At 64.2% G+C, this 20,896-nt stretch carries 22 protein-coding genes; 14 read left to right on the plus strand and 8 right to left on the minus strand.

Annotation, left to right across the window (positions count from 1 at the left end; all coding sequences use genetic code 11):
• The first annotated feature begins 30 nt into the window (after window positions 1-30).
• The 9 genes from HV773_RS21155 to HV773_RS21195 all read left to right on the plus strand — a co-directional run bounded on the left by HV773_RS21155 (window position 31) and on the right by HV773_RS21195 (window position 7,621).
• The gene (locus HV773_RS21155) at window positions 31-948 is read left to right on the plus strand and encodes a DMT family transporter (protein ID WP_129562362.1); all 918 of its coding nucleotides are present in this window, start codon (window positions 31-33) and stop codon (window positions 946-948) included.
• Window positions 949-1,072: 124 nt separating this feature from the next.
• Window positions 1,073-1,690 (plus strand): TIGR00645 family protein, encoded by a 618-nt coding sequence (locus HV773_RS21160; RefSeq protein WP_129562363.1) that lies wholly within the window; start codon window positions 1,073-1,075, stop codon window positions 1,688-1,690.
• Between the two features lie 57 nt (window positions 1,691-1,747).
• Window positions 1,748-3,271, plus strand: a complete 1,524-nt coding sequence (locus HV773_RS21165; RefSeq protein ID WP_129562364.1) for a fumarate hydratase — start codon at window positions 1,748-1,750, stop codon at window positions 3,269-3,271.
• Between the two features lie 232 nt (window positions 3,272-3,503).
• Entirely contained in the window at window positions 3,504-3,983 is a 480-nt protein-coding gene (gene bfr, locus HV773_RS21170) for a bacterioferritin (protein ID WP_129562365.1), read from the plus strand.
• Between the two features lie 8 nt (window positions 3,984-3,991).
• Window positions 3,992-4,852: a glutamate racemase gene (murI, locus tag HV773_RS21175; RefSeq protein WP_227875305.1), complete on the plus strand. Its 861-nt coding sequence runs from the start codon at window positions 3,992-3,994 to the stop codon at window positions 4,850-4,852.
• 259 nt (window positions 4,853-5,111) lie between these two features.
• Window positions 5,112-5,363: a (2Fe-2S)-binding protein gene (locus HV773_RS21180; RefSeq protein WP_129562367.1), complete on the plus strand. Its 252-nt coding sequence runs from the start codon at window positions 5,112-5,114 to the stop codon at window positions 5,361-5,363.
• A gap of 285 nt (window positions 5,364-5,648) precedes the next feature.
• On the plus strand, window positions 5,649-6,401 hold the full coding sequence (locus HV773_RS21185) for an energy transducer TonB (protein ID WP_129562368.1): 753 nt from the start codon (window positions 5,649-5,651) through the stop codon (window positions 6,399-6,401).
• A gap of 55 nt (window positions 6,402-6,456) precedes the next feature.
• Window positions 6,457-7,182, plus strand: a complete 726-nt coding sequence (locus HV773_RS21190; protein ID WP_129562369.1) for a MotA/TolQ/ExbB proton channel family protein — start codon at window positions 6,457-6,459, stop codon at window positions 7,180-7,182.
• Between the two features lie 19 nt (window positions 7,183-7,201).
• Entirely contained in the window at window positions 7,202-7,621 is a 420-nt protein-coding gene (locus HV773_RS21195; protein WP_035522840.1) for an ExbD/TolR family protein, read from the plus strand.
• 432 nt (window positions 7,622-8,053) lie between these two features.
• On the opposite strand, the gene HV773_RS21200 is transcribed toward HV773_RS21195, so the two are convergent.
• Window positions 8,054-9,073, minus strand: a complete 1,020-nt coding sequence (locus HV773_RS21200; protein ID WP_129562370.1) for a LysR family transcriptional regulator — start codon at window positions 9,071-9,073, stop codon at window positions 8,054-8,056.
• A 122-nt stretch (window positions 9,074-9,195) separates the two neighbouring features.
• Between HV773_RS21200 and HV773_RS21205 the strand changes: the two genes are divergently transcribed.
• From HV773_RS21205 to hemP, 4 genes are all read left to right on the plus strand, one after another.
• Window positions 9,196-10,077: a pirin family protein gene (locus HV773_RS21205; protein WP_129562371.1), complete on the plus strand. Its 882-nt coding sequence runs from the start codon at window positions 9,196-9,198 to the stop codon at window positions 10,075-10,077.
• Window positions 10,078-10,238: 161 nt separating this feature from the next.
• Window positions 10,239-10,637, plus strand: a complete 399-nt coding sequence (locus tag HV773_RS21210) for an OsmC family protein (protein WP_129562372.1) — start codon at window positions 10,239-10,241, stop codon at window positions 10,635-10,637.
• A gap of 38 nt (window positions 10,638-10,675) precedes the next feature.
• A complete protein-coding gene (locus HV773_RS21215; protein ID WP_129562373.1) occupies window positions 10,676-11,161 on the plus strand; it encodes an SRPBCC family protein in 486 nt (161 codons plus the stop codon).
• Between the two features lie 202 nt (window positions 11,162-11,363).
• Window positions 11,364-11,618, plus strand: coding sequence for a hemin uptake protein HemP (gene hemP / locus HV773_RS21220; RefSeq protein ID WP_129563360.1), 255 nt, complete (start codon window positions 11,364-11,366; stop codon window positions 11,616-11,618).
• A gap of 298 nt (window positions 11,619-11,916) precedes the next feature.
• On the opposite strand, the gene HV773_RS21225 is transcribed toward hemP, so the two are convergent.
• The 6 genes from HV773_RS21225 to uvrB all read right to left on the minus strand — a co-directional run bounded on the left by HV773_RS21225 (window position 11,917) and on the right by uvrB (window position 18,027).
• Window positions 11,917-12,324, minus strand: a complete 408-nt coding sequence (locus HV773_RS21225; protein ID WP_129562374.1) for a heme-binding protein — start codon at window positions 12,322-12,324, stop codon at window positions 11,917-11,919.
• A gap of 146 nt (window positions 12,325-12,470) precedes the next feature.
• A complete protein-coding gene (locus tag HV773_RS21230; protein WP_129562375.1) occupies window positions 12,471-13,901 on the minus strand; it encodes a 4Fe-4S binding protein in 1,431 nt (476 codons plus the stop codon).
• On the minus strand, window positions 13,898-14,743 hold the full coding sequence (locus tag HV773_RS21235; protein WP_129562376.1) for an FTR1 family iron permease: 846 nt from the start codon (window positions 14,741-14,743) through the stop codon (window positions 13,898-13,900). Before HV773_RS21235 ends, HV773_RS21230 begins: the two co-directional genes overlap by 4 nt.
• Before the next feature lie 70 nt (window positions 14,744-14,813).
• Window positions 14,814-15,167, minus strand: coding sequence for a cupredoxin domain-containing protein (locus tag HV773_RS21240; protein WP_129562377.1), 354 nt, complete (start codon window positions 15,165-15,167; stop codon window positions 14,814-14,816).
• Between the two features lie 50 nt (window positions 15,168-15,217).
• Window positions 15,218-15,766 carry an iron transporter gene (locus HV773_RS21245; RefSeq protein WP_129562378.1) on the minus strand — a complete coding sequence of 183 codons (549 nt, stop codon included), beginning with the start codon at window positions 15,764-15,766 and terminating at the stop codon, window positions 15,218-15,220.
• 179 nt (window positions 15,767-15,945) lie between these two features.
• Entirely contained in the window at window positions 15,946-18,027 is a 2,082-nt protein-coding gene (uvrB, locus tag HV773_RS21250) for an excinuclease ABC subunit UvrB (RefSeq protein ID WP_129562379.1), read from the minus strand.
• Window positions 18,028-18,294: 267 nt separating this feature from the next.
• Here uvrB and HV773_RS21255 point away from each other — a divergent pair, with 267 nt between their 5' ends.
• Complete coding sequence (locus HV773_RS21255) at window positions 18,295-19,494, plus strand: amino acid aminotransferase (RefSeq protein ID WP_129562380.1); 1,200 nt, start codon at window positions 18,295-18,297, stop codon at window positions 19,492-19,494.
• Window positions 19,495-19,588: 94 nt separating this feature from the next.
• Here HV773_RS21255 and HV773_RS21260 read toward each other — a convergent pair whose 3' ends face one another.
• Window positions 19,589-20,848: a DUF3734 domain-containing protein gene (locus HV773_RS21260; RefSeq protein WP_129562381.1), complete on the minus strand. Its 1,260-nt coding sequence runs from the start codon at window positions 20,846-20,848 to the stop codon at window positions 19,589-19,591.
• Window positions 20,849-20,896 lie beyond the last annotated feature (48 nt).

Below are 20,896 nucleotides of genomic sequence, written 5' to 3' on the forward strand. Positions count from 1 at the left end.
GCTAACTGATCTGTGCGTCTGGATTCCAGCTTGAACCGCTATTCCCTTTTCCTCGTCGCCGCCATGCTGCTGGTGGGCAGCAATGTCGGCATCGGCAAAACGATCGTTGCATTTCTGCCGGTTCCGATGTTCGCGCTGCTGCGCTTCGTCATCGCGCTCGCCGTGCTCTGGCCCCTGCTGCGCGTCTCCCGCATGCGGCGCGTGAAGCGCGGCGAATGGCTCAATCTGTTCCTTCAGGCCCTCTTCGGTACATTCGGGTTTACGCTGCTGATGCTCGGCGGCGTGCATCGCACGAGCGCGGTGGCCGCCGGTGTCATCACCAGCACGATCCCTGCCGTGGTCGCGTTGTTCTCGTGGCTGTTCCTGCGCGAGCGCCCCGACGCACGGGCGTTCGCCTCGATCGCGCTCGCCATCGCGGGCATCGCCGTCATCAGTCTCGCGCATGCGGGCAGCGGCGCGCAAAACGCCGGCTCGTTCGCTGACAACTTCGCGGGCAATCTGATGGTGCTGGGCGCGGTGTGCTGCGAATCGTTCTACGTGATTCTTTCGCGCCGCCTCACGCAAACGCTCGCGCCGCTCGAAATCTGCGCCTATACCCATCTGTTCGGCTTTTTGCTGATGCTGCCGGTCGGACTGCCGAGCGCGGTGTCGTTCGTGCTGTCGTCCGCTCATGCAAGCGTGCCCGCGAGCGTCTGGGCCCTCGTGATCTGGTACGGGCTCTCGGCCAGCGTGTTCTCGTTCTGCCTCTGGATGATGGGCATCCGCCACGTGCCGGGCAGCGTCGCTGGAGTGTTTTCCGCCGTGCTGCCGGTGGCCGCCGCGCTGTACGGCATCGCTTTTCTCGGCGAGCGGCCCACGCCCGCGCACGGCATTGCGCTCGCCTGCGTGATCGGCGGCATCGCGCTCGCGAGCCTCAAGACCCGGCGGCTGCCGCCCGTGGCGTCGTAATTATTTTGTAAAGATGGCCTGTCGGCATCGCGGCGAAGCGGCGTGCCGACGCGTTACAATGACGCCCGCCAGGCCCTCCCGGCCACAGGTTTGCGCCCGATTTTTCGCCACTCCAGAAACATCCATGTCCGCTGCACGCCACCAGCCGCCGTCCGCCGCTCGCCCCCGCCGCATGGGCCTGCTGCCCAGCATCATCTTCATGAGCCGCTGGCTCCAGGTGCCGCTCTATCTCGGGCTGATCGTCGGACAAACCGTCTACTGCGTGCTGTTCGTGAAGGAAGTCTGGCACCTCGTGAGCCACGCGATGTCGCTCGACGAGACCAGCATCATGCTCGCCGTGCTCGGCCTGATCGACGTGGTGATGATCTCGAACCTGCTCATCATGGTGATCGTGGGCGGCTACGAAACCTTCGTTTCGCGCATGGGCCTCGAAGGCCACCCCGACGAGCCCGAATGGCTCGACCATGTGAACGCCGGCGTGCTCAAGGTGAAGCTCGCGATGGCGCTCATCAGCATTTCGTCGATTCATCTGCTGAAAACTTTCATCAATCCCGACGCGGTGTCCGAGCGCACGGTGATCTGGCAAGTCGCCATTCACATCGCCTTCCTGCTCTCCGCGCTCGTGATGGCGTGGATCGACCGCATCACCACGCATACGCACCCCGAGCATTACCACGAACTCGCCGCGCGCCATCCGGTGCCGTCGAGCACCGTGGTGCGCGAGGCAGCAACGTCGGAATAGCCACCCGGCGCGCCATATAAACGATTCGAAACCCCACTGTCCCCACAGAAGCCAGCCATGACCGTCATCAAACAGGAAGACCTGATCCAGAGCATTGCGGATTCGCTGCAATACATCAGCTACTACCATCCGCAGGATTACATCGAGGCGCTCGGCCGCGCGTACGAGCTCGAAGAGAGCCCGGCCGCGAAGGACGCGATCGCGCAGATCCTCACGAACAGCCGCATGTGCGCCGAAGGCAAGCGCCCCATTTGCCAAGACACCGGCATCGTCACGATCTTCGTGAAGGTCGGCATGGACGTGCGCTGGGACGGCGCCACGATGGGCGTGACCGACATGATCAACGAAGGCGTGCGCCGCGGTTACCTGAACCCGGACAACGTGCTGCGCGCGTCGATCGTGAACCCGCCCGAAGGCGGCCGCAAGAACACCAAGGACAACACGCCGGCCGTGATCCACTACGAGATCGTGCCGGGCGACAAGGTCGACGTTCAAGTCGCGGCCAAGGGCGGCGGCTCGGAGAACAAGTCGAAGTTCGTGATGCTCAACCCGTCCGACTCGATCGTCGACTGGGTGCTCAAGACCGTGCCGACGATGGGCGCGGGCTGGTGCCCGCCGGGCATGCTCGGCATCGGCATTGGCGGCACCGCTGAAAAGGCGATGCTGATGGCGAAGGAATCGCTGATGGAGTCCATCGACATTCAGGACATCATCAAGCGCGGCCCGAAGGACTGGGTCGAAGAACTGCGCGTGGAACTGCACGAAAAGGTCAACGCGCTCGGCATCGGCGCGCAGGGTCTGGGCGGCCTCGCCACCGTGCTCGACGTGAAGATCATGGCCACGGCCACGCACGCGGCTTCGAAGCCGGTCGCGATGATCCCGAACTGCGCCGCCACGCGCCACGCGCACTTTGTGCTCGACGGCTCGGGCCCGGCCAAGCTCGAAGCGCCCTCGCTCGACGCATGGCCGAAGGTCAACTGGGAGCCGAACACGGAAACCAGCAAGCGCGTCGACCTGAACACGCTCACGCCCGAAGAAGTCGCCTCGTGGAAGCCGGGCCAGACGCTGCTGCTCTCGGGCAAGATGCTTACGGGCCGCGACGCCGCGCACAAGCGCATCGCCGACATGCTCGCCAAGGGCGAGAAGCTGCCGGTGGACTTCAAGAACCGCGTGATCTACTACGTCGGCCCGGTCGATCCGGTGCGCGACGAAGTGGTCGGCCCGGCAGGCCCCACCACCGCCACCCGCATGGACAAGTTCACCGAACTGATGCTCTCGCAAACGGGCCTCATCTCGATGGTGGGCAAGGCCGAGCGCGGCCCCGTGGCGATCGAGGCGATCAAGAAGCACAAGGCCGCTTACCTGATGGCCGTGGGCGGCGCGGCTTACCTCGTCTCGAAAGCGATCCGCGGCTCGAAGGTCCTCGCGTTCGAAGACCTCGGCATGGAAGCCATTTACGAGTTCGACGTGCAGGACATGCCGGTGACGGTTGCCGTGGATTCGTCGGGCACTTCGGTCCACAAGACCGGCCCCGCCGAATGGCAAGCGAAGATCGGCAAGATTCCGGTCGCGACGGCTTGATCCGCACCTGATGCGCGGCTGATTCAGCCGATGCAAAAAACCGGGGCCCAGTGAATGAACTGCGCCCCGGTTTTTTATTGAATAACGCGAAAAGGTCTGATTCAAGCTCGATTTCCATGCGGATTCGGCCTTGGCATTTGCGGATCGAGCGTTTATTGTTGGAAACCCGCGATCGAATTCTGTGGTTGAACCCCGTGGTTGAAAACCGCACGCCCTCAAAGGACGAAACATCATGCAAGGCGATAAAAAAGTCATCGAATACCTGAACGCGCAGCTCAAGAACGAGCTGACCGCCATTAATCAGTATTTCCTGCATGCGCGCATGTACAAGCACTGGGGCCTCGAGAAGCTCGGCAAGCACGAGTACGACGAGTCGATCGGCGAAATGAAGCACGCCGACCTGCTCATCGAGCGCGTTTTCATGCTCGACGGCCTGCCCAATCTGCAAGACCTGCACAAGCTGCTGATCGGCGAGGAAACCAAGGAAATCCTCGAATGCGATCTGAAGCTCGAGCAGATTTCGCAGTCCACCTGCAAGGAAGCCATCGTCTACTGCGAATCGGTGCGTGACTTCGTCTCGCGCGAGATTTTCGTGACGATTCTTCATGACACCGAAGAACACATCGACTGGCTCGAAACCCAGCTCGATCTCATCGACAAGGTCGGTATCCAGAACTACCAGCAGTCGGCAATGGCTTCGGCGGAATCCTGATCACTCACTTGAACGCTCCGGCTTCTTCCTGCGCCGCGCCCATCGGTATCTTCGATTCCGGGCTCGGCGGCCTCTCGGTGCTGCGCGCCGTGCGCGCGCAATTGCCCGCCGAAAGCCTCATCTACGTGGCCGACTCGCGCTATGCGCCCTATGGCAAGCGCGACGACGATTTCATTGCCGACCGCACGCTCGCCATCTGCGAATGGCTCGTGGCGCAGGGCGCCAAGGCGCTCGTGGTGGCCTGCAACACGGCCACCGCGCAGTCCATTGCGCTCGTGCGCGAGCGGCTCGCGGTCCCGCTCGTGGGCGTGGAGCCCGGCATCAAGCCTGCGGCGGCGCTCTCCAAATCGCGCGTGGCGGGCGTGCTCGCCACCCAGGTGACGCTGCGCAGCGCGCGCTTTCAGGCGCTGATCGAGCGTCACGCCGCCGACCTGCGCGTGCTGTGCCAGCCGGGCCACGGACTCGTGGAGGCGGTCGAGCGCTGCGACGTGAACTCGCCCGCGCTAGTCGAGCTGCTGCGCGGCTATGTGGAACCGATGCTCGAGGCGGGTGCGGACACGCTCGTGCTCGGCTGCACGCACTACCCCTTTCTCGACGCGGCCATCCGCTCGATCGTGGGCGAACGCATGACGCTCGTGGATACGAGCGTGGCCATCGCGCGCCAGCTCGAACGCGTGCTCGATCAGCATGGCCTGCGCGCACAGCCGGCCGACGGCGCCGGCGCAACCGCAGGCACGCCCGCGCGCTTCTGCTCGACCAGCGACGGCGCGCATCTGCGCACGCTCGCGGCGGCCTTGCTCGGCATCGACGCGCAAGTCGAATGCGTGAGCATCCCCTCGCCGCGCACGCGCGAACCCGAGGCGGCCTGAACATCGTCCGGGCCGCCCGCGCCGGCGGTCAGCTACTGGCCCTTCCTCCGGTCAAAACCCGTCCACGCCCCACTCGCCTCTCGCTCCCGCCTTCCGGCCCCGTTTCGCACCGCCCCTACCGGACGCCCGTCCACATTGCCCCTGCGCAAAGCCCGTACTAAGGGTCCGGTTCAGTTACAAAAAATCTGTCCGCACGCTTGCCAAAGCAGGCAAACATAATGATAATAATTCGCATTAACTCTCTCTATTGCGGTCCATCATGATTGTCTGCGTGTGCAAGTCCGTCTCCGACCGAACGATCCGCGCCTCCATCGCGGAAGGCATGGACTCCTTCGACGAGTTGCAGTTCGAGCTCGGCGTCGCGACCTGCTGCGGCAAGTGCGAGGAATCCGTGCGCGAAGTGATGGCGCAAAGCGGCGCCTGCGCAACGCACTGCGGCGTGAGCCATGCGCACCCGGCAGCCATCCCGCAAGCCGTTCCCCTGACGTTCTACGAGCGCAAGGCCGCCTGATTCCCGCGCTGCGCGCCCCTCGCGGCGCGCGCCTTTGCTGTACCGCTCGCACGCGTTCACGCCCGGGCGCTTTATTGCCCGCCTTACCGCCGACAGCAAGCCAGTTTCACGACCAGCCAGCTAGCCCCCCCGTATCCTTTTGATGAGGAATGTGCCGGGATGGAATTGCTGATCGGATTCGTGACCACTGTGTGTATTTCGCTGTTGATCTTTCGCAAATAAAGCCGCCTGTCGCGACGCGTTGCCCAGCCTGCGCGCCGTTGCCTTTCTGGCGGCCACGCTAATATGCAGGCTTCCCAAACTACCGCCCACGCGCAAGTGCTTCCAGCTTTTCGTCCCTCGGGCACGCAACGCCGTGTCGTGACCGCGTGCGCGATTGTCGTCGCGCTGCACGCCGGACTCATTGCCGTCGCGCTGTACCAACGCAATGCCGTCACGCCGGTCTCGCTCGAATCGCGGACCATCACGGCCGAGTTGCTCCAGCCAGAACCGGTCGCCGCGCCGGCCGCGATCCAGTCGACGCCCACGCCGCCTCCGCCCAAGCCGGTGCAGCGCGTGAGCCGCGAGCAACCCAAGGTTCAGCCCAAACCCAAGCCGGCACCCACGCCGCTGCCCGTCGCCGACGCGCCCTCGCAGCACGTGGTGGAAACGAGCGCGCCCGCCGAACCGGCGCCGCCCGCGCCCACCCCGCCCGCTCCGGCGCCCGCCACACAGGCCGCCGCCCCCGCGCAAGGCAAGCCGACGATGGCGCTCTCCGCGCCCAAGAACGTCTCGCATCTCGACTGCAATATCGTCGAGCCCGATTACCCGATGCTCTCGAAGCGTCGCGGCGAGACCGGCGTGGCCCAGGTGCACTTCGTGGTGGGGCTCACCGGCAAGCTCGAAAACATCGAGCTCAGGAAGAGCAGCGGCTACAGCCGCCTCGACGACGCCGCGCTGGCCGCGATGCGCAACAGCACCTGCAAGCCGTACATGGAAGACGGTCAGCCGGTGCGCGCGGCCTACACGCAGCCATTCGATTTCAGCCTGCAAAACTAAATACGCGGTTATCTGAATTGCACCGTTTAGACGAATTGAACTAGAGGAAAAAACCATGCAGAACTACGGTATCGCCCACGTCTGGGCGCAAGGGGATTTCGTGACGCGCGGCATCGCGCTCGCGCTGCTGATCATGTCGGTGCTGTCGTGGTGCGTGATCGTCGTGAAGGGCTGGAACGTCGCGCGGCTGAAGCGCCTCACCAAGAATGCCGAGACCTCGTTCTGGCATTCGGACGATCTCGCCGACGGCGTGAAAAAGCTCGGCAGCGGCACGCGCGAAGACAATCCGTTCCTCGCACTCGCGCTCTCGGGCCAGGAGGCCTCCGAGCATCATCACCAGGCGCAGCCGCATCTGCATGACCGCATGGACGTCTCGGACTGGATCACGCGCTGCCTGAAGGACACTATGGATGACTCGATCGCGAAGATGCAGTCGGGCCTCGCGATCCTCGCCTCGATTGGCAGCACGGCGCCGTTCGTCGGCCTGTTCGGCACGGTGTGGGGCATCTATCACGCGCTGCTGACCATCGGCGCGACGGGCCAGACTTCGATCGACGCGGTGGCGGGCCCGGTGGGCGAGGCGCTGATCATGACCGCGTTCGGCCTGTTCGTCGCGATTCCCGCGGTGCTCGGCTACAACGCGCTCACGCGCGCCAACAAGTCGGTCGTCACGAAGCTCAACCGTTTCGCGCACGGCCTGCATGCGTTCTTCGTGACGGGCGCGCGCCTGTCGTCGACGGCGAAGGGCGGCAATCTGCGCGTCGCCGCGCGCAACCACTAATCGAGCGGAGGCCAGCAACATGGCGATGAGCCCCTTTGCCAGCGACGACGACGACGGCCTGATGAACGAGATCAACATGACGCCGCTCGTCGACGTCATGTTGGTTCTCCTGATCGTCTTCATGGTGACGATTCCCGTGATCCGCCACGCCGTGAAGATCGATCTGCCGCACGCGAGCAGCCAGAAGGAAGACGCCAAGCCGGCGCAGATCAACATCGCGATCGAAGCGGACGGCACGGTGCTGTGGGACGGCGCAGCCGTCAACGACGACGCGCTCAAGACGAAGATCGCCGCAGCGGCGCAGCAGCAACCGCAGCCCGAGTTGCACTTGAACGCGGACCGCAAGGTCGCCTACGAAAAGGTGGCGCAGGTGATGTCGGCCGCGCAGAGCGGCGGCTTGACCAAGCTCGGCTTCGTCACCGATCCCGCACGCCATTGAGCCCGGGGCGGGTTCGAAACACCCATTTCGAAGTCCAAAGTAAAAGGCCCTCATCGTCAGATGAGGGCCTTTTTTCGTGCGCACGCGGCGCATTCGGGCGGTGGCGACGATCCCCGACAATCGTTCGGTTCACATCGGCACATGCGACTACCGTGGTCGACACGGACTGCGCTTTCAGCCCTGAAGGCTCACTATGATAGCGGCCATCAATTCCCGCACAAGACCGGTGCTTGGCGAGAGGGTTTCAATATATTCCTCCCGCCGTCCGCGTTCAATACTTCGGCCATTGAAAGTAACGATTGCCGGCGGCGCTTAAATGCCTAAACATAAACGGCCCACTTCGCACCCTGCGCATCGGCTCGAAGTTCATCCACGAGCAAGCGCATATGTTCGCAAAACTCACGTTTTCATGTGCGATGCGCCATGCGGCCTTCAAACCGTTTCGCTCTTGCGCGCAGCCTTCGTTGGCGGCACGCCGCCCGCGCCGCCCTGCCCCATCAGCGCAGCCACGTCGCTCCTGAGCGGGCATTCCTGCTGCAGGCCCTGCCCCGCATCAAGCGCTTCGACCAGATAGTCGACGAACGCGCGCACGGCGGGAACCATGCCCTGGCGCGAGAGAAATACCGCATAGAGTTGCGGCACCGGCAACGTCCAGCCCGGCATCACGGGCGAGAGCTTGCCCGTGCGCAGCGCAGCGCCGTACATCATTTCCGGCATCGCGGCGATGCCGAGGCCGGCCAGCACAGCTTCGCGAATGATCGCGAGGTCGCCGGTGATGAGTCTCGGCTCGTGCTCGTGCGCGTGGTGCGTGCCGTCCGGCGCAATCAGGTGATACACGTGGCGGCCATCGCTAGTGGGCGTGTCGAGCGTTTCGAAGCGCGTGAGATCCTCGGGCGTGAGCGGCGGCGCGTTCTGCGCGAGCAGGCTCGGCGAGCCCACCAGCATCTGCTCGGTGCGCCAGAGCGGCCGCACCACGATATTGGCGTTCTCCGGCGGCTCTGAGCGCACGCGCAAGGCGATATCGACCGAATCTTCGAAAAGGTCGATCACGCGGTTCGTCACGCGCATCACCACCCGCACTTCGGGGTAGCGATGCATGAATTCGGGGATGATCTGCGAAAAGATGGTTTGCGACAGCGTGACCGGCACGCTCACGCGCACGGTGCCGCGCGGTGACGAACGCAACGACTGAACGACGTTCACCGCGGCCTGCGCCTCCGCGAGCATCGCGCGGCAGTGCTGGTAGAAGAGTTCGCCGGCCTCGGTCAGCGCGAGCTTGCGCGTGGAACGTTGCAGCAGGCGCACGCCGAGCGACGCCTCCAGTTCGCTCACCCGCCGCGAGAGACGCGACTTCGAAATGCCGAGCACGCGTTCGGCCGCCGAGAACCCGCCGTGCTCCACCACCTGCGAGAAGTACATCAGGTCGTTCAGGTTGTGCGAATCGATTTGCATGTCGTCGTTCCAGCGATGGGACAATCCATTGCGATCAGGCCACCAAACAGGCCAAATCGGCTATCTATAATAGCGGTTTGTTTCGCAAATCGCGCAATTCCCACTTTTTCGAGGTGATATCCATGTCGGCCGTCCGCTCGATCGCCCACGTCTTTCCCGCTGTTCGCACCACCGAGGGCGGAGGCTTCATCGTCAATCGACCCTTCCCCACCCGCCAGCTGATGGATTTCGACCCGTTCCTGCTGCTCGACGAGATGGGACCGGTCGATTACGCGCCCGGCGCGGCCAAGGGCGCGCCCGATCATCCGCACCGGGGCTTCGAAACGGTCACCTATATGCTCGAGGGCCGCTCCGGCCACAAGGACTCGGCCGGCCATTCGGGCATGCTCGCGCCTGGCGATGTGCAATGGATGACGGCGGGCGCCGGTGTGGTCCACAGCGAAATGCCGGACCCCGAATTCGTGCGCACCGGCGGCCGCATGCACGGGCTGCAGTTGTGGGTGAACCTGCCCGCCAGCGACAAGATGATTGCGCCGCGCTATCAGGAGATGCTGCACGCCCGGATTCCCCAAGGCCGCTCGGCGGACGGCCGCGCCACGGTCAAGGTAATCGCGGGCGAGTCGCTGGGCGCCAAGGCGGCCATCGAGACGCGCACGCCCATCCTCTACTTGCACTTCACGCTCGCGCCCGGCGCGCGCGTGGAGCAGCCCGTGCCCGCGGGCTGGAACGTGTTCGCCTATGGCCTTTCCGGTACGGCGCAATACGCCGGCAATGGCGAGGCGATCGGCGCGCAGCAGATGGTGGCGTTCGCGGGCGACGGCGACACCGTCACGATCGCCACGCCTGCCGACGCGACCGAGCCCGCTGAAGTGCTGCTGATCGGCGGCCTGCCGCTCAACGAACCGGTCGTGCGCTACGGCCCGTTCGTGATGAACACCGAGCAGGAAATCCGCGAGGCCGTGCTCGACTATCAGGCCGGGCGCATGGGGCGCATCGCTCACTGAGTGCACCGGGCGTGTCGAAAGCGAGCGGCGCGCGTTGTCGACACCTCCGCAACCTGAGCCGCTTTCCGTCACAATAAGACTTTGCGTGCCGCGCGCCCCAATGGGCCAGCCCTACGGGCCGCGGCGTGTTCCCTTTCAACCGTTCCGTCCGCGAGGAGCGCATGGCCGAAACCGCAGTCACCGCACAGATTGGCTCGACCCACTATAAGGTCCAGTTCGACGACGGCACCCACACGTGGTTCGCCGACGAACCGGCATCGGCCGGCGGCGGCGACAGTGGCCCTGCGCCCTTTGCGCTGCTGCTGTCGAGCCTTGGCGCCTGCACGTCGATCACGCTGAAGATGTATGCGCAGCGCAAAGAGTGGCCGCTCGAAGGCGTGCGTGTGAAGCTCTCGATGCAAACCGGCAGCGAAGGCACCACGATCGATCGCCAGATCGCGCTCGAAGGCGCGCTCTCGGACGAGCAGCGCGAGCGTCTGCTGCAGATCGCCAACGCCTGCCCGGTTCACAAGGTCCTGACGAACTCGATCACGATCCGCTCGGGGCTTGTCGCCGCATGAGCGGCGGCGGACGGAAATAGCCACAAGAAGGCCGCGCCTTGAATTTCGAACACCTCATACAGATCAACGACCCGCTCAACCCGCTCGTCCTGCCCATGACGCGCGAGCAGCTTTGGGAAGGTCTCGTACTGCGCGCCGAGCAGCCGCAGCTTTTCGTGATCGGTCTAGACGACTGCACGATCCTTTCGCGCGACGGCAACACGCTCGAACGCGAGCTGCACTACGGCCAGGCCACGGTGCGCGACCGCGTCACGCTCACGCCGAACGACAACGTGCGCTACGACATCCTTCCGACTGCCGACTACGTGGGCGGCTCGCTCACGATGACGATCGAGCAACCCGACGAGTTACAGCTGTTCCTGCGCTTCGAGTACCGCACGACGCTGCCGACCGCCGACACGGAAGACGACCGCCAGACCTCGGAGATCGTGAAGTCGGCGTATCGCGAGTCGGATATCGACACCGTGCGGCTCATTCGTCAGTACGTGCAGGGGCCGGGCGAGCCGGAAGCGCCGCTGCACTGAGCGGCTTCACGGACTGGCTGCACTGAGCGGCAGCACTGAGCGGCAGCACTCCCCTTGCCACGCGCCCGGCTCGATGCCGGGCGTTGTCTTTTGCAAGCCATGCTATCGCCGCAGAATTTCGATGAATTTCTCGAAGTTGCAAATGGGAACGATTATCATTTATGATGAATTCATCGAATCGAGATCCAACCCCGTTACGCTCATGACCGAATTCAACCGCTCGTCGACCCTCAGCGTGCGCCGCACTGGCTCCGCCCTAACCGGCACGCAAAAGAGCGCCAGCCCGGCCAGCGTAAAGGCCAACACGTCGGCCACGGCCGACCCGCAAGCGAGCGCCGGTCGCACGCTCGCCAGCGACGCGCTGCTACAAGGCCGCAGCCACGTGAGCATCGTGCACAACGGCGAGACTTACCAGTTGCGCGCGACGCGGCTCGGCAAGCTGATTCTGACCAAGTGACGTTTTAGTTTTTTAGTACCGGGTATTGTGGGGACCGCCTCCACCGAGAGGCGTTGGGCATTAGCCAGCAACGACGGCTTGCACGCGAGACTAGACCCCTTCGTTCGTGCATCCCTCCTTCAAGCAGCCGTCGCAGCCAGCCAGGCCGTTTTTTTGTTCTCATGCTCAAAACCGTAGCGGCGCGCGAAGCGTTTGCCGCACGAAGCCAAAAAGCAAAAAGCCGCGGACAATGCCGCGGCTTTTTGCTTTTACTGCCACACACGTCATGACGCGATGAACCGCGCCATGAACGCCATGCTTACTCGAGGTTCAGTGCCTTGATGCCCGCCAGTGCGATAGCCGCATCCTGGTCGGCCTTCACGCCCGAAACGCCCACCGCACCCACCACGTCGCCGTTCACGACGATCGGCAAGCCGCCTTCGAGCATCGCCGTGAGCGGCACGCTCAGGAACGCCGTGCGGCCGTCGCGGATCATCTCTTCGAAGAAGCGGCTCTCGCGGCGCCCCAGCGCGGCCGTGCGCGCCTTGCCCGGCGCCACGTCGCTGCTGATCGGCGGCGCGCCGTCGAGGCGACGCAGATAGAGCAGATGCCCACCGTCGTCGACAATCGAGATCGTCACCTTCCACTCGTTCGCACGAGCGTGCGCGATGGCCGCATCGGCCACTTTAATCACGTCTTCGTCGGTTAGTACTGCTCTGGTTCGCATACGTGTCTCCGATTATTCAAAAAACGGGTGGCGCACTGCCAATCCGATTTTTGAGAGTACACGCACACTTGCGCCGTGGCTCTGTCCTTCTCCGTATACCCGCCATTCGCGATTGACGAAGCTATGCGGCTTGGGTCACTTCGCACTCAATGCGCCCAGCCCCAGAACATTAGCCACCACGCGCTGTCGACCACGGCAAGCGCCGCGCAGAAGCCTGCCAGCGCCAGTGCGCGCTGCCACAGACGCGTGCTGTAGCGGCCCGTGACGCGCCACGCGAGCCACGCGCTCCACGCATTAGTGATTACGAGGATTGCAATGCGCACGCTTGCGGCCCAGTCGGTTTGCATGTGTTCGGCGCGCAACAGCGAGAGCGTGGTGGCCGACAGGCCGAGGAACACGCCCGCGCCCGCGAGCGGAATGAGCGCCTGAGCGAAGTGATGGAGCCGGCGCAGCTCGAAACGTCCGACGAATACGGTCGAGAGCGCGAGAATCGCGAGCAGCACCGTGCCGTAGACGAGCCCCGTCACGACGATATAGCCGACGATCATGGTGCCGTCGAGCCACGAGAACACGTCGTTTTGCTCCGGATAATGCGTGAGCAGGAACCACGGCGCATTGGTCTCGAGCGGCCAGGTGATGTTCTGGTCGATGAGCCAGCCCGCGATCGACTGCTTGAGGTCGACGAACCAGCGCGAAGCGGTCCAGTGAAACGCGCCGATCGCAATACCAAGGAGTCCGTACAGAATGAGCGCGGTGTCCCAGCCGCTCGCCTGCTTGTCGCCGAGCGCCACCACTTCCTCCGAGGGCGAGCGCCACGTGAGCGCGATCGCGTCGCGGTGGCCGCTGCAGCGGCCGCACATGTGGCACGCCGCGGCGCCCTTCATGTTGCGCAGCGGCACGAGCGGCGCGCAATTTACGGGGATCACGCGCTTGCCGCCATGCTCGCCGTGCGTGTACGAGTTGCGCCACGCGTCTTCGTTGACCTTGAAGTGAAACGGCGCGAGACGCGCCAGAAGCGAAAAAACCCCGTTCACGGGGCAGAGATATTTGCACCAAACGCGCTTTTCGCGCCCGTACAGAAAGCCGATCACCATCGCGCCGAGCGTGGAGCCGCCCAGTACGAGCAGCACCGCCTTGGGATACTGGTAGACGCTCACCATCTGTCCGTAGATGGTGGTGAGGCCGAACGCCACGAACGGCCAGCCGCCCCAGCGCATCCAGTGCGGGATGGACTTGCCGCGCCCGAACTTGCTGGCGAACTCGGTGAGCGCGCCTTCGGGGCACAGCACGCCGCACCACACGCGTCCGAGCAGCACCATCGAGAGCAGCACGAACGGCCACCAGATGCCCCAGAACACGAACTGCGCGGCGAGCGTGAGGTTGTTCCACAGATGCGCCGTGTCGCCGGGCAGCGGCATGACCGCGGGCACGAGAATCAGGAACGCATAGACCGCCACCACGACCCACTGCACGGCGCGAATGACCGCTCCGTGCCGCTGCATCCATTGGCCCGCCTGAGCGAGCCAGCCCTGCCTCAGCGGTTGCTGGGCCGGGCCTTGGCCCAACGAACAACTCATGCTGCCTTCCTCTTGGTCACGGCGGCCGCGCGGCCGCCCGCGCGGCGAGCGAGGAGCCACACCACGAGCCAGTACGCCGCATAGGCGATCAGGTTCATGAGCGCGGGATGGGCGCGGTAGCCCGTGAGCGTCGCAACGAGCGAGCCGAAGGTGCTCGAATCGTCGAGGATCGCCGACGAATTCCATACCTGGTCGACGATCGTCGGCAGGACTTCCTTGTCGATGAGCTTGTCCACGCCGGTCTGGAACAGACCTGCGCCGAGGAACAGCAGCATGATCTCAGTGACGCGGAAGAAATGGCGCCACGAGAACACCTTGCCGCCCAACTGCAACAGGTAGAACGTGAGGAACGCGAGGCCGAGGCCCAGCAGCACGGCCATGTACTGGCCCGCATCCACGTGGCCCGACTGGCCGAAACCGAGGCCGTACAGGAAGATCACCGTCTCGCTGCCCTCGCGCGCGATGGCGAGCGCGACCAGCACGGTGATGCCCCACCAGTTGGCATCGCGCGTGGTCTGCTCGAGCGACTGCTCCATCTCGCGCTTGAGCGTGCGTCCGTGCTGCTTCATCCACAGCACCATCTGCACGATCAGCACGCACGCGACCAGCACCATGCCGGTCTGGAAGTAGTCCTGTGCGTCGCCGGACAGCACCTCCGTGAAGCCCACGAGCGCCGCGCCCAGCGCGAGCGCCGCCAGCACGCCGAGACCCACGCCGGCCCACAGATACGGCAAACCGCGACGCGCATCGGCGTCGCCGTTTCTCAGCCACGCATAAAGAATGCCGACGACGAGCAGCGCTTCGACGCTCTCCCGCCAGACGATGAACAAGACCTGACCCATTGACACACCTCCTGCCGCCGGCTCACGCGCCGGCCGCGTTTCCTGCTGCGCGACGTTTCGACGATGCCAATCACTTGGCAACAATCACGCCCTGCGCCTGCTGATGAAAATCGTCGAAGAACTTGTACTCGCCCGGATCCAGCGGCGCGATCACGACGAACGAGTCCGCGCCCGGCGCAAGCACCTTCTCCTTGCGCAACTGGACGCTCTCGAACTCCGCCGCGCCCTTGCCGGTGTTGCGCACCTCGATCTTGATGCGCTTGCCCGCCGGCACCTCGATGCGCGCGGGGTTGAGCTTGCCGTCGGCCATTTCCAGCTTGAACGTCGGCAGATCTTCGGCATGCGCCACATTGGCCACGCCCGCGAGCGACGCTGCAAAAGACGCGCACAGCGCGAGCGCCGCAAACTTCCGGATTCCAGTCATCGGTGTTACCTGCTCCATCGAGTCCAGCGATTTTCAGCGACTAACAACGATTAATAGCCGCCCTTCTTGCCGATGCCCGCGAACGGGAAGTCATATTCGAGCGTGATGGGCTTGAACCACGCACCCACGCCGGTTTCCTTGTCGACGTGACGACCGAATGCCATGTGGCCCGTCTGCATCGGCGCATCCACGATCAGCTTCAGGTGGTACTTGCCCGGACCCGCGAGCTTGACGTTATCGCCATAGTGCGGGCCGTCGTTCGCGACCATCGGCATCAGGTCGCCCTTTTGCACGTAGCTCGAACCCGGCTTGGTCAGCTCGTAGTGAACCTGCAGATACGGCATCCAGTCGCCTTCCGCAAAGCCCGTCGGGTTGTTCTTCACCGCGTGGATATCCGACTCCAGGTGAATATCGGAGTCCGACGCCTTGCGCATCATGCCTTCCGGATCCATCGTGATCGGCTGCAGATAGACCGCGCCGATTTCCATGCCGCCCTGGATTTGCTGCTTGCCGATCGGATATTCGGCCGCCTGGGCCGCGAACGCCGCGCTCGCGGCTGCAATGACAACGGTGCCGCGCAAGAGAGAATGGATCCGCATCGAAACTCCTGGTGTTCTTATGAGTGATATGACCATCGAACCGTCTCGCACATGTACGTAATAACGATAATGCGAACAATTCTCAATAATGGCGGAGTTTAACACCGATGTCGGCGCGGAACAAAGTGCCGCACGTGGAAAACCTCACTGCAACAGGGTTTTAGCAACGCTCCGGCCGCTCAGGCCGGATGGTCGTCCACGTTGGCCCCGAACACGCGCCGGCGCAGCACCGCGAGCTGGTCGCGCGTCTGCGCGGCCTTTTCGAATTCGAGGTTCTTCGCGTAGTCCATCATCTGCTTCTCGAGCTTCTTGATTTCCTTCGCGATCTGCTTTTCGTTCATGTCCTCGAACTTCGCGCGCTCCTGCTCCTCGCGCAGCTCGGCGCGCGCCTCGTCCACGTTGTAGACGCCGTCGATGATGTCCTTGATGCGCTTGACCACGCCGCGCGGCACGATGCCGTGCTCCTCGTTGAAGGCCATCTGCTTGGCGCGGCGGCGCTCGGTCTCGTCGATGGCACGGCGCATCGAGTCGGTGATGCGATCGCCGTAGAGAATCGCCTTGCCGTTCACGTTGCGCGCCGCGCGGCCGATCGTCTGAATGAGCGAGCGCTCGGCGCGCAGGAAACCTTCCTTGTCGGCATCGAGAATCGCCACGAGCGATACCTCGGGAATGTCGAGGCCCTCGCGCAGCAGGTTGATGCCCACCAGTACGTCGAAGGTGCCGAGGCGCAGGTCGCGGATGATCTCCACGCGCTCGACGGTGTCGATGTCGCTGTGCAGATAGCGCACCTTCACGCCGTGGTCGGCAAGGAACTCGGTGAGCTGCTCGGCCATGCGCTTGGTGAGCGTGGTCACCAGCACGCGCTCGCCCACGGCCACGCGCTCGTTGATCTCGCCAAGCACATCGTCGACCTGGGTCGCGGCCGGGCGAACTTCGATCACCGGGTCGACGAGACCCGTCGGGCGCACCACCTGCTCGGCGATCTGACCCGTGACTTTTTTCTCATAGTCGGCGGGCGTGGCCGAGACGAATACCACCTGGCGCATCTTGCGCTCGAACTCGTTGAACTTGAGCGGCCGGTTGTCGAGCGCCGAAGGCAGGCGAAAACCGTAGTCGACGAGATTTTCCTTGCGCGCGCGGTCGCCGTTGTACATGCCGTTCAACTGGCCGATCAGCACATGCGATTCGTCGAGGAACATCATCGCGTCGGTGGGCAGGTAGTCGACGAGCGTGGGCGGCGGCTCGCCGGGCAGCGCGCCCGAGAAGTGCCGCGAGTAGTTCTCGATGCCCTTGCAGAAGCCCAGTTCCTGGAGCATTTCCAGATCGAAGCGGGTACGTTGCTCAAGACGCTGCGCCTCCACGAGCTTGCCTTCCGTATGGAAGAACTCGAGGCGCTCGCGCAATTCAGACTTGATGGTTTCGACCGCGCGCAGCACGGTCTCGCGCGGCGTCACATAGTGCGACGACGGATAGACCGTGAAACGCGGAATCTTCTGGCGCACGCGGCCCGTGAGCGGATCGAAGAGCTGCAGCGTTTCGATTTCGTCGTCGAAGAGTTCGAGGCGCACGGCCATTTCGGCGTGCTCGGCCGGGAAGATGTCGATGGTGTCGCCACGCACGCGGAAGGTGCCGCGCTGGAAATCCTGCTCGTTGCGCGAGTACTGCATGGCAATCAGGCGCGCGATGACGTCGCGCTGGCCGATGCGGTCGCCCTGACGCAGCGTGAGGATCATCTGGTGGTACTCGGACGGATTGCCGATACCGTAGATCGCCGAAACCGTTGCGACGATCACCACGTCGCGGCGCTCCATCAGGCTTTTGGTGGCCGAGAGCCGCATCTGCTCGATGTGCTCGTTGATCGACGAATCCTTCTCGATGAAGAGATCGCGCTGCGGCACATAGGCTTCCGGCTGGTAATAATCGTAGTACGAGACGAAATACTCGACCGCGTTGCGCGGGAAGAACTCGCGGAACTCCGAGTAGAGCTGCGCAGCGAGCGTCTTGTTGGGCGCGAACACGATGGCCGGGCGGCCCAGGCGCGCGATGGTGTTGGCCATCGTAAAGGTCTTGCCCGAGCCCGTCACGCCAAGCAGGGTCTGAAACGAAAGACCGTCCCCCACCCCTTCGACGAGCGTTTCGATGGCGGTCGGCTGGTCGCCGGCCGGCAGATACGGCTGGTAGAGCTGAAACGGCGAGCCTTCATACTGAACGAACTTCGACTCGTCGAGCGCGTGCGCGTCGGCGACGGTGTGGTCGGACATGGGTGACATCCTGGGCGCGGAGCAAACAACCATTCTAGCGTCTTGCCGAATCTTGCCGATGGGCAGGCCCGGGCAGACCGTAGCGGGCCATCGAACGCGGAGCCTTCGGTCCGCAAAGAAAAATGGCCCCGCCAACGTCGCAGTCGGCGAAAAACCGGCCCGAGGATTCGTTACAATAGCGAGTTGCGTGGCCGGCTGCCCGACGCAACCCGAAACACCCGCAGCGCGCGGCCTACCGAGCTTCCCACTCACTTTTGCCGAATCATCATGTCCCTCTTTTCCGCTGTCGAACTCGCCCCCCGCGACCCGATCCTGGGTCTGAACGAAGCCTATAACGCCGATGCGCGCGCGACCAAGGTGAACCTCGGTGTGGGCGTGTACACCAACGAAGAAGGCAAGATTCCGCTGCTGCGCGCGGTGCGCGAAGCGGAAAAGGCCCGCGTCGAAGCCGGACTGCCGCGCGGCTACCTGCCTATCGAAGGCATTGCCGCCTATGACGCAGCCGTGCAAAAGCTGCTGCTCGGCGACGATTCGCCGCTGATCGCGGCAGGCCGCGTCGTCACGGCGCAGGCGCTGGGCGGCACGGGCGCGCTGAAGATCGGCGCCGACTTTTTGAAACGCGTGAATCCGGACGCCAAGGTCGCGATCAGCGACCCGAGCTGGGAAAACCACCGCGCGCTGTTCGAAAGCGCGGGCTTCGAGGTAATCGCCTACCCGTACTACGACGCGCAAACCAACGGCGTGAACTTCGAAGGCATGCTGAACGCGCTCAACAGCTACGCGGCGGGCACCGTCGTCGTGCTGCACGCGTGCTGCCACAACCCGACCGGCGTGGACCTCACGATCGACCAGTGGAAGCAGGTGATCGAAGCCGTGAAGGCGCGTCACCTCGTGCCGTTCCTCGACATCGCTTACCAAGGTTTCGGTGACGGCATCGCCGAAGACGGCGAAGTCGTGCGCCTGTTCGCCGCTTCGGAACTCAACGTGTTCGTCTCGTCGTCGTTCTCGAAGTCGTTCTCGCTGTACGGCGAGCGCGTGGGCGCGCTGTCGATCCTCACGAGCAGCAAGGAAGAATCGGCGCGCGTACTCTCGCAGCTCAAGCGCGTGATCCGCACGAACTACTCGAACCCGCCGACGCACGGCGGCTCGGTGGTCGCAGCGGTGCTCGGCTCGGCCGAACTGCGCGCGATGTGGGAAACCGAACTTGGCGAAATGCGCAACCGTATTCGCGCGATGCGCACGGGCCTCGTTGAGCGCCTCGCGGCAGCGGGCGTGGACCGCGACTTCAACTTCATCAACGTGCAGCGCGGCATGTTCTCGTACTCGGGCCTGACCGCGGCGCAAGTCGATCGCCTGCGCGAAGAATTCGGCATCTACGCCGTGAGCACGGGCCGTATCTGCGTGGCCGCGCTGAACCTGCGCAACCTCGACGCCGTGGCTAACGCTGTTGTGCAAGTGCTGAAGTAAGGCAAAACCGGCACAACACCGGCACAAAGAAAAGCGCCCGTTCGAAAGAACGGGCGCTTTTTGTTTTCTGGGGCGCGCTTCCAGCTGCTAGCTGTTAGCCGCCGTGCTCCCCGCTGCCGGGCCCGCGGCTGTCACGGTGAATATCGTGCGTGACAAAGCCGGAGTCGTTGTCGGGCTTGTCGAGCCAGTCCGGCTGCGCAAGCGACGCGCGAATGTCCTCCAGACCGCTCGCCCAGTGCTCGCGCATCGTCGAGACGCCGAACTGGAAGTCCTTGAAGTGGCCCTCGTACTCCTTCTGCCGGTAGATCAGGTGGATCACGTTGTATTTTTTCGAACACGAGAGCTCGTCGGCCAGCTTGACCCACGCGTCGTCCCGATGCTCGGGCGCGACGCGATCGAGCACCTCGCGCAAGACGTGCCGATAACGCTGCGCACGCTGCAGCATATCGGTCACGAGACGCGTGCGGCTCGAGTACTGAATGTCCTTCACGCGGCCCTGAACGTCGGCGATGCTGTCCGGCACCGGCCCGCGCGCGCTCCAGAGATCCACCTGGAATGCGAGCGTGTCGCGCCGGGGCGAAGTCTGGATCACCTCGTAGAGCGGCGTATTCGACATCAGCCCGCCGTCCCAGTAATACTCGCCGTCGATCTCCACCGCCGCGAAACCCGGCGGCAGCGCCCCCGAGGCGATGAAATGCTCGGGACGCAGCTTCGTGGTGGTGTTGTCGAAGTAGACGAAGTTGCCGCTCGCCACGTTCACGGCTCCGACCGACACGCGAGTCTCGCGCGAATTGATGCGGTCGAAGTCGCACAGACGTTCTAGCGTCGCCTTGAGCGGCTTGGTGTCGTAGTAGCTCGCCCTCTCCGGATGCCCGGACGCCTGCGGCAGCGGCGGTGGAACGCGCGGCACGAAAAAGCCCTTCTGGCCTTCGACCACCGCGCTCGCCGCCTGCATGGCCGTAAAGGTCTTGCGGATAGCCTCGCCCGAGTTGAACAGCGCGTGCTCGATGAAGGCCGGCAATGGCGGCGTGTACGCCGGCTGGCAGATCGTCTCCCAGAACTCGCGCAGACGCGCCACGCGATGCTCGGGCGGATTGCCCGCGATCAGCGCCGTATTGAGCGCGCCAATCGAAATGCCGGCGATCCAGTTGGGCGCGATGCCGGCTTCGACCAAGCCTTCGTAAACGCCCGCCTGGTAGGCACCCAGCGCGCCGCCGCCCTGCAGCGTGAGCGCGATGGTTTCCCACTGCCCGGACTCGCTCGCGCAGCTCGACACAAACGGCTGCGGGCGCGCAGCTGACGAAGGCGCCGGCTTCGCCCGCGCCGGCGAGCCCGACTCCTTATCGGATCGCATATCGGATTGAGCATCGGACCGCAACCCGGTTCCAGTGCGCGCGCCGGT

The organism is Paraburkholderia caffeinitolerans, from assembly GCF_902859945.1.
GTDB lineage: Bacteria > Pseudomonadota > Gammaproteobacteria > Burkholderiales > Burkholderiaceae > Paraburkholderia > Paraburkholderia caffeinitolerans.

What these genes read in the sequence shown, in the direction of transcription:
- HV773_RS21255 (WP_129562380.1), top strand. Translation starts at nt 18,295, where the DNA reads ATGTCCCTCTTTTCCGCTGTCGAACTCGCCCCCCGCGACCCGATCCTG.
- hemP (WP_129563360.1), top strand. Translation starts at nt 11,364, where the DNA reads ATGACCGAATTCAACCGCTCGTCGACCCTCAGCGTGCGCCGCACTGGC.
- HV773_RS21185 (WP_129562368.1), top strand. Translation starts at nt 5,649, where the DNA reads ATGCAGGCTTCCCAAACTACCGCCCACGCGCAAGTGCTTCCAGCTTTT.
- HV773_RS21200 (WP_129562370.1), bottom strand. Translation starts at nt 9,073, where the DNA reads ATGCAAATCGATTCGCACAACCTGAACGACCTGATGTACTTCTCGCAG.
- bfr (WP_129562365.1), top strand. Translation starts at nt 3,504, where the DNA reads ATGCAAGGCGATAAAAAAGTCATCGAATACCTGAACGCGCAGCTCAAG.
- HV773_RS21195 (WP_035522840.1), top strand. Translation starts at nt 7,202, where the DNA reads ATGGCGATGAGCCCCTTTGCCAGCGACGACGACGACGGCCTGATGAAC.
- uvrB (WP_129562379.1), bottom strand. Translation starts at nt 18,027, where the DNA reads ATGTCCGACCACACCGTCGCCGACGCGCACGCGCTCGACGAGTCGAAG.
- HV773_RS21165 (WP_129562364.1), top strand. Translation starts at nt 1,748, where the DNA reads ATGACCGTCATCAAACAGGAAGACCTGATCCAGAGCATTGCGGATTCG.
- HV773_RS21190 (WP_129562369.1), top strand. Translation starts at nt 6,457, where the DNA reads ATGCAGAACTACGGTATCGCCCACGTCTGGGCGCAAGGGGATTTCGTG.
- HV773_RS21230 (WP_129562375.1), bottom strand. Translation starts at nt 13,901, where the DNA reads ATGAGTTGTTCGTTGGGCCAAGGCCCGGCCCAGCAACCGCTGAGGCAG.
- HV773_RS21160 (WP_129562363.1), top strand. Translation starts at nt 1,073, where the DNA reads ATGTCCGCTGCACGCCACCAGCCGCCGTCCGCCGCTCGCCCCCGCCGC.
- HV773_RS21205 (WP_129562371.1), top strand. Translation starts at nt 9,196, where the DNA reads ATGTCGGCCGTCCGCTCGATCGCCCACGTCTTTCCCGCTGTTCGCACC.
- HV773_RS21235 (WP_129562376.1), bottom strand. Translation starts at nt 14,743, where the DNA reads ATGGGTCAGGTCTTGTTCATCGTCTGGCGGGAGAGCGTCGAAGCGCTG.
- HV773_RS21180 (WP_129562367.1), top strand. Translation starts at nt 5,112, where the DNA reads ATGATTGTCTGCGTGTGCAAGTCCGTCTCCGACCGAACGATCCGCGCC.
- HV773_RS21240 (WP_129562377.1), bottom strand. Translation starts at nt 15,167, where the DNA reads ATGACTGGAATCCGGAAGTTTGCGGCGCTCGCGCTGTGCGCGTCTTTT.
- HV773_RS21245 (WP_129562378.1), bottom strand. Translation starts at nt 15,766, where the DNA reads ATGCGGATCCATTCTCTCTTGCGCGGCACCGTTGTCATTGCAGCCGCG.
- HV773_RS21260 (WP_129562381.1), bottom strand. Translation starts at nt 20,848, where the DNA reads ATGCGATCCGATAAGGAGTCGGGCTCGCCGGCGCGGGCGAAGCCGGCG.
- HV773_RS21210 (WP_129562372.1), top strand. Translation starts at nt 10,239, where the DNA reads ATGGCCGAAACCGCAGTCACCGCACAGATTGGCTCGACCCACTATAAG.
- HV773_RS21225 (WP_129562374.1), bottom strand. Translation starts at nt 12,324, where the DNA reads ATGCGAACCAGAGCAGTACTAACCGACGAAGACGTGATTAAAGTGGCC.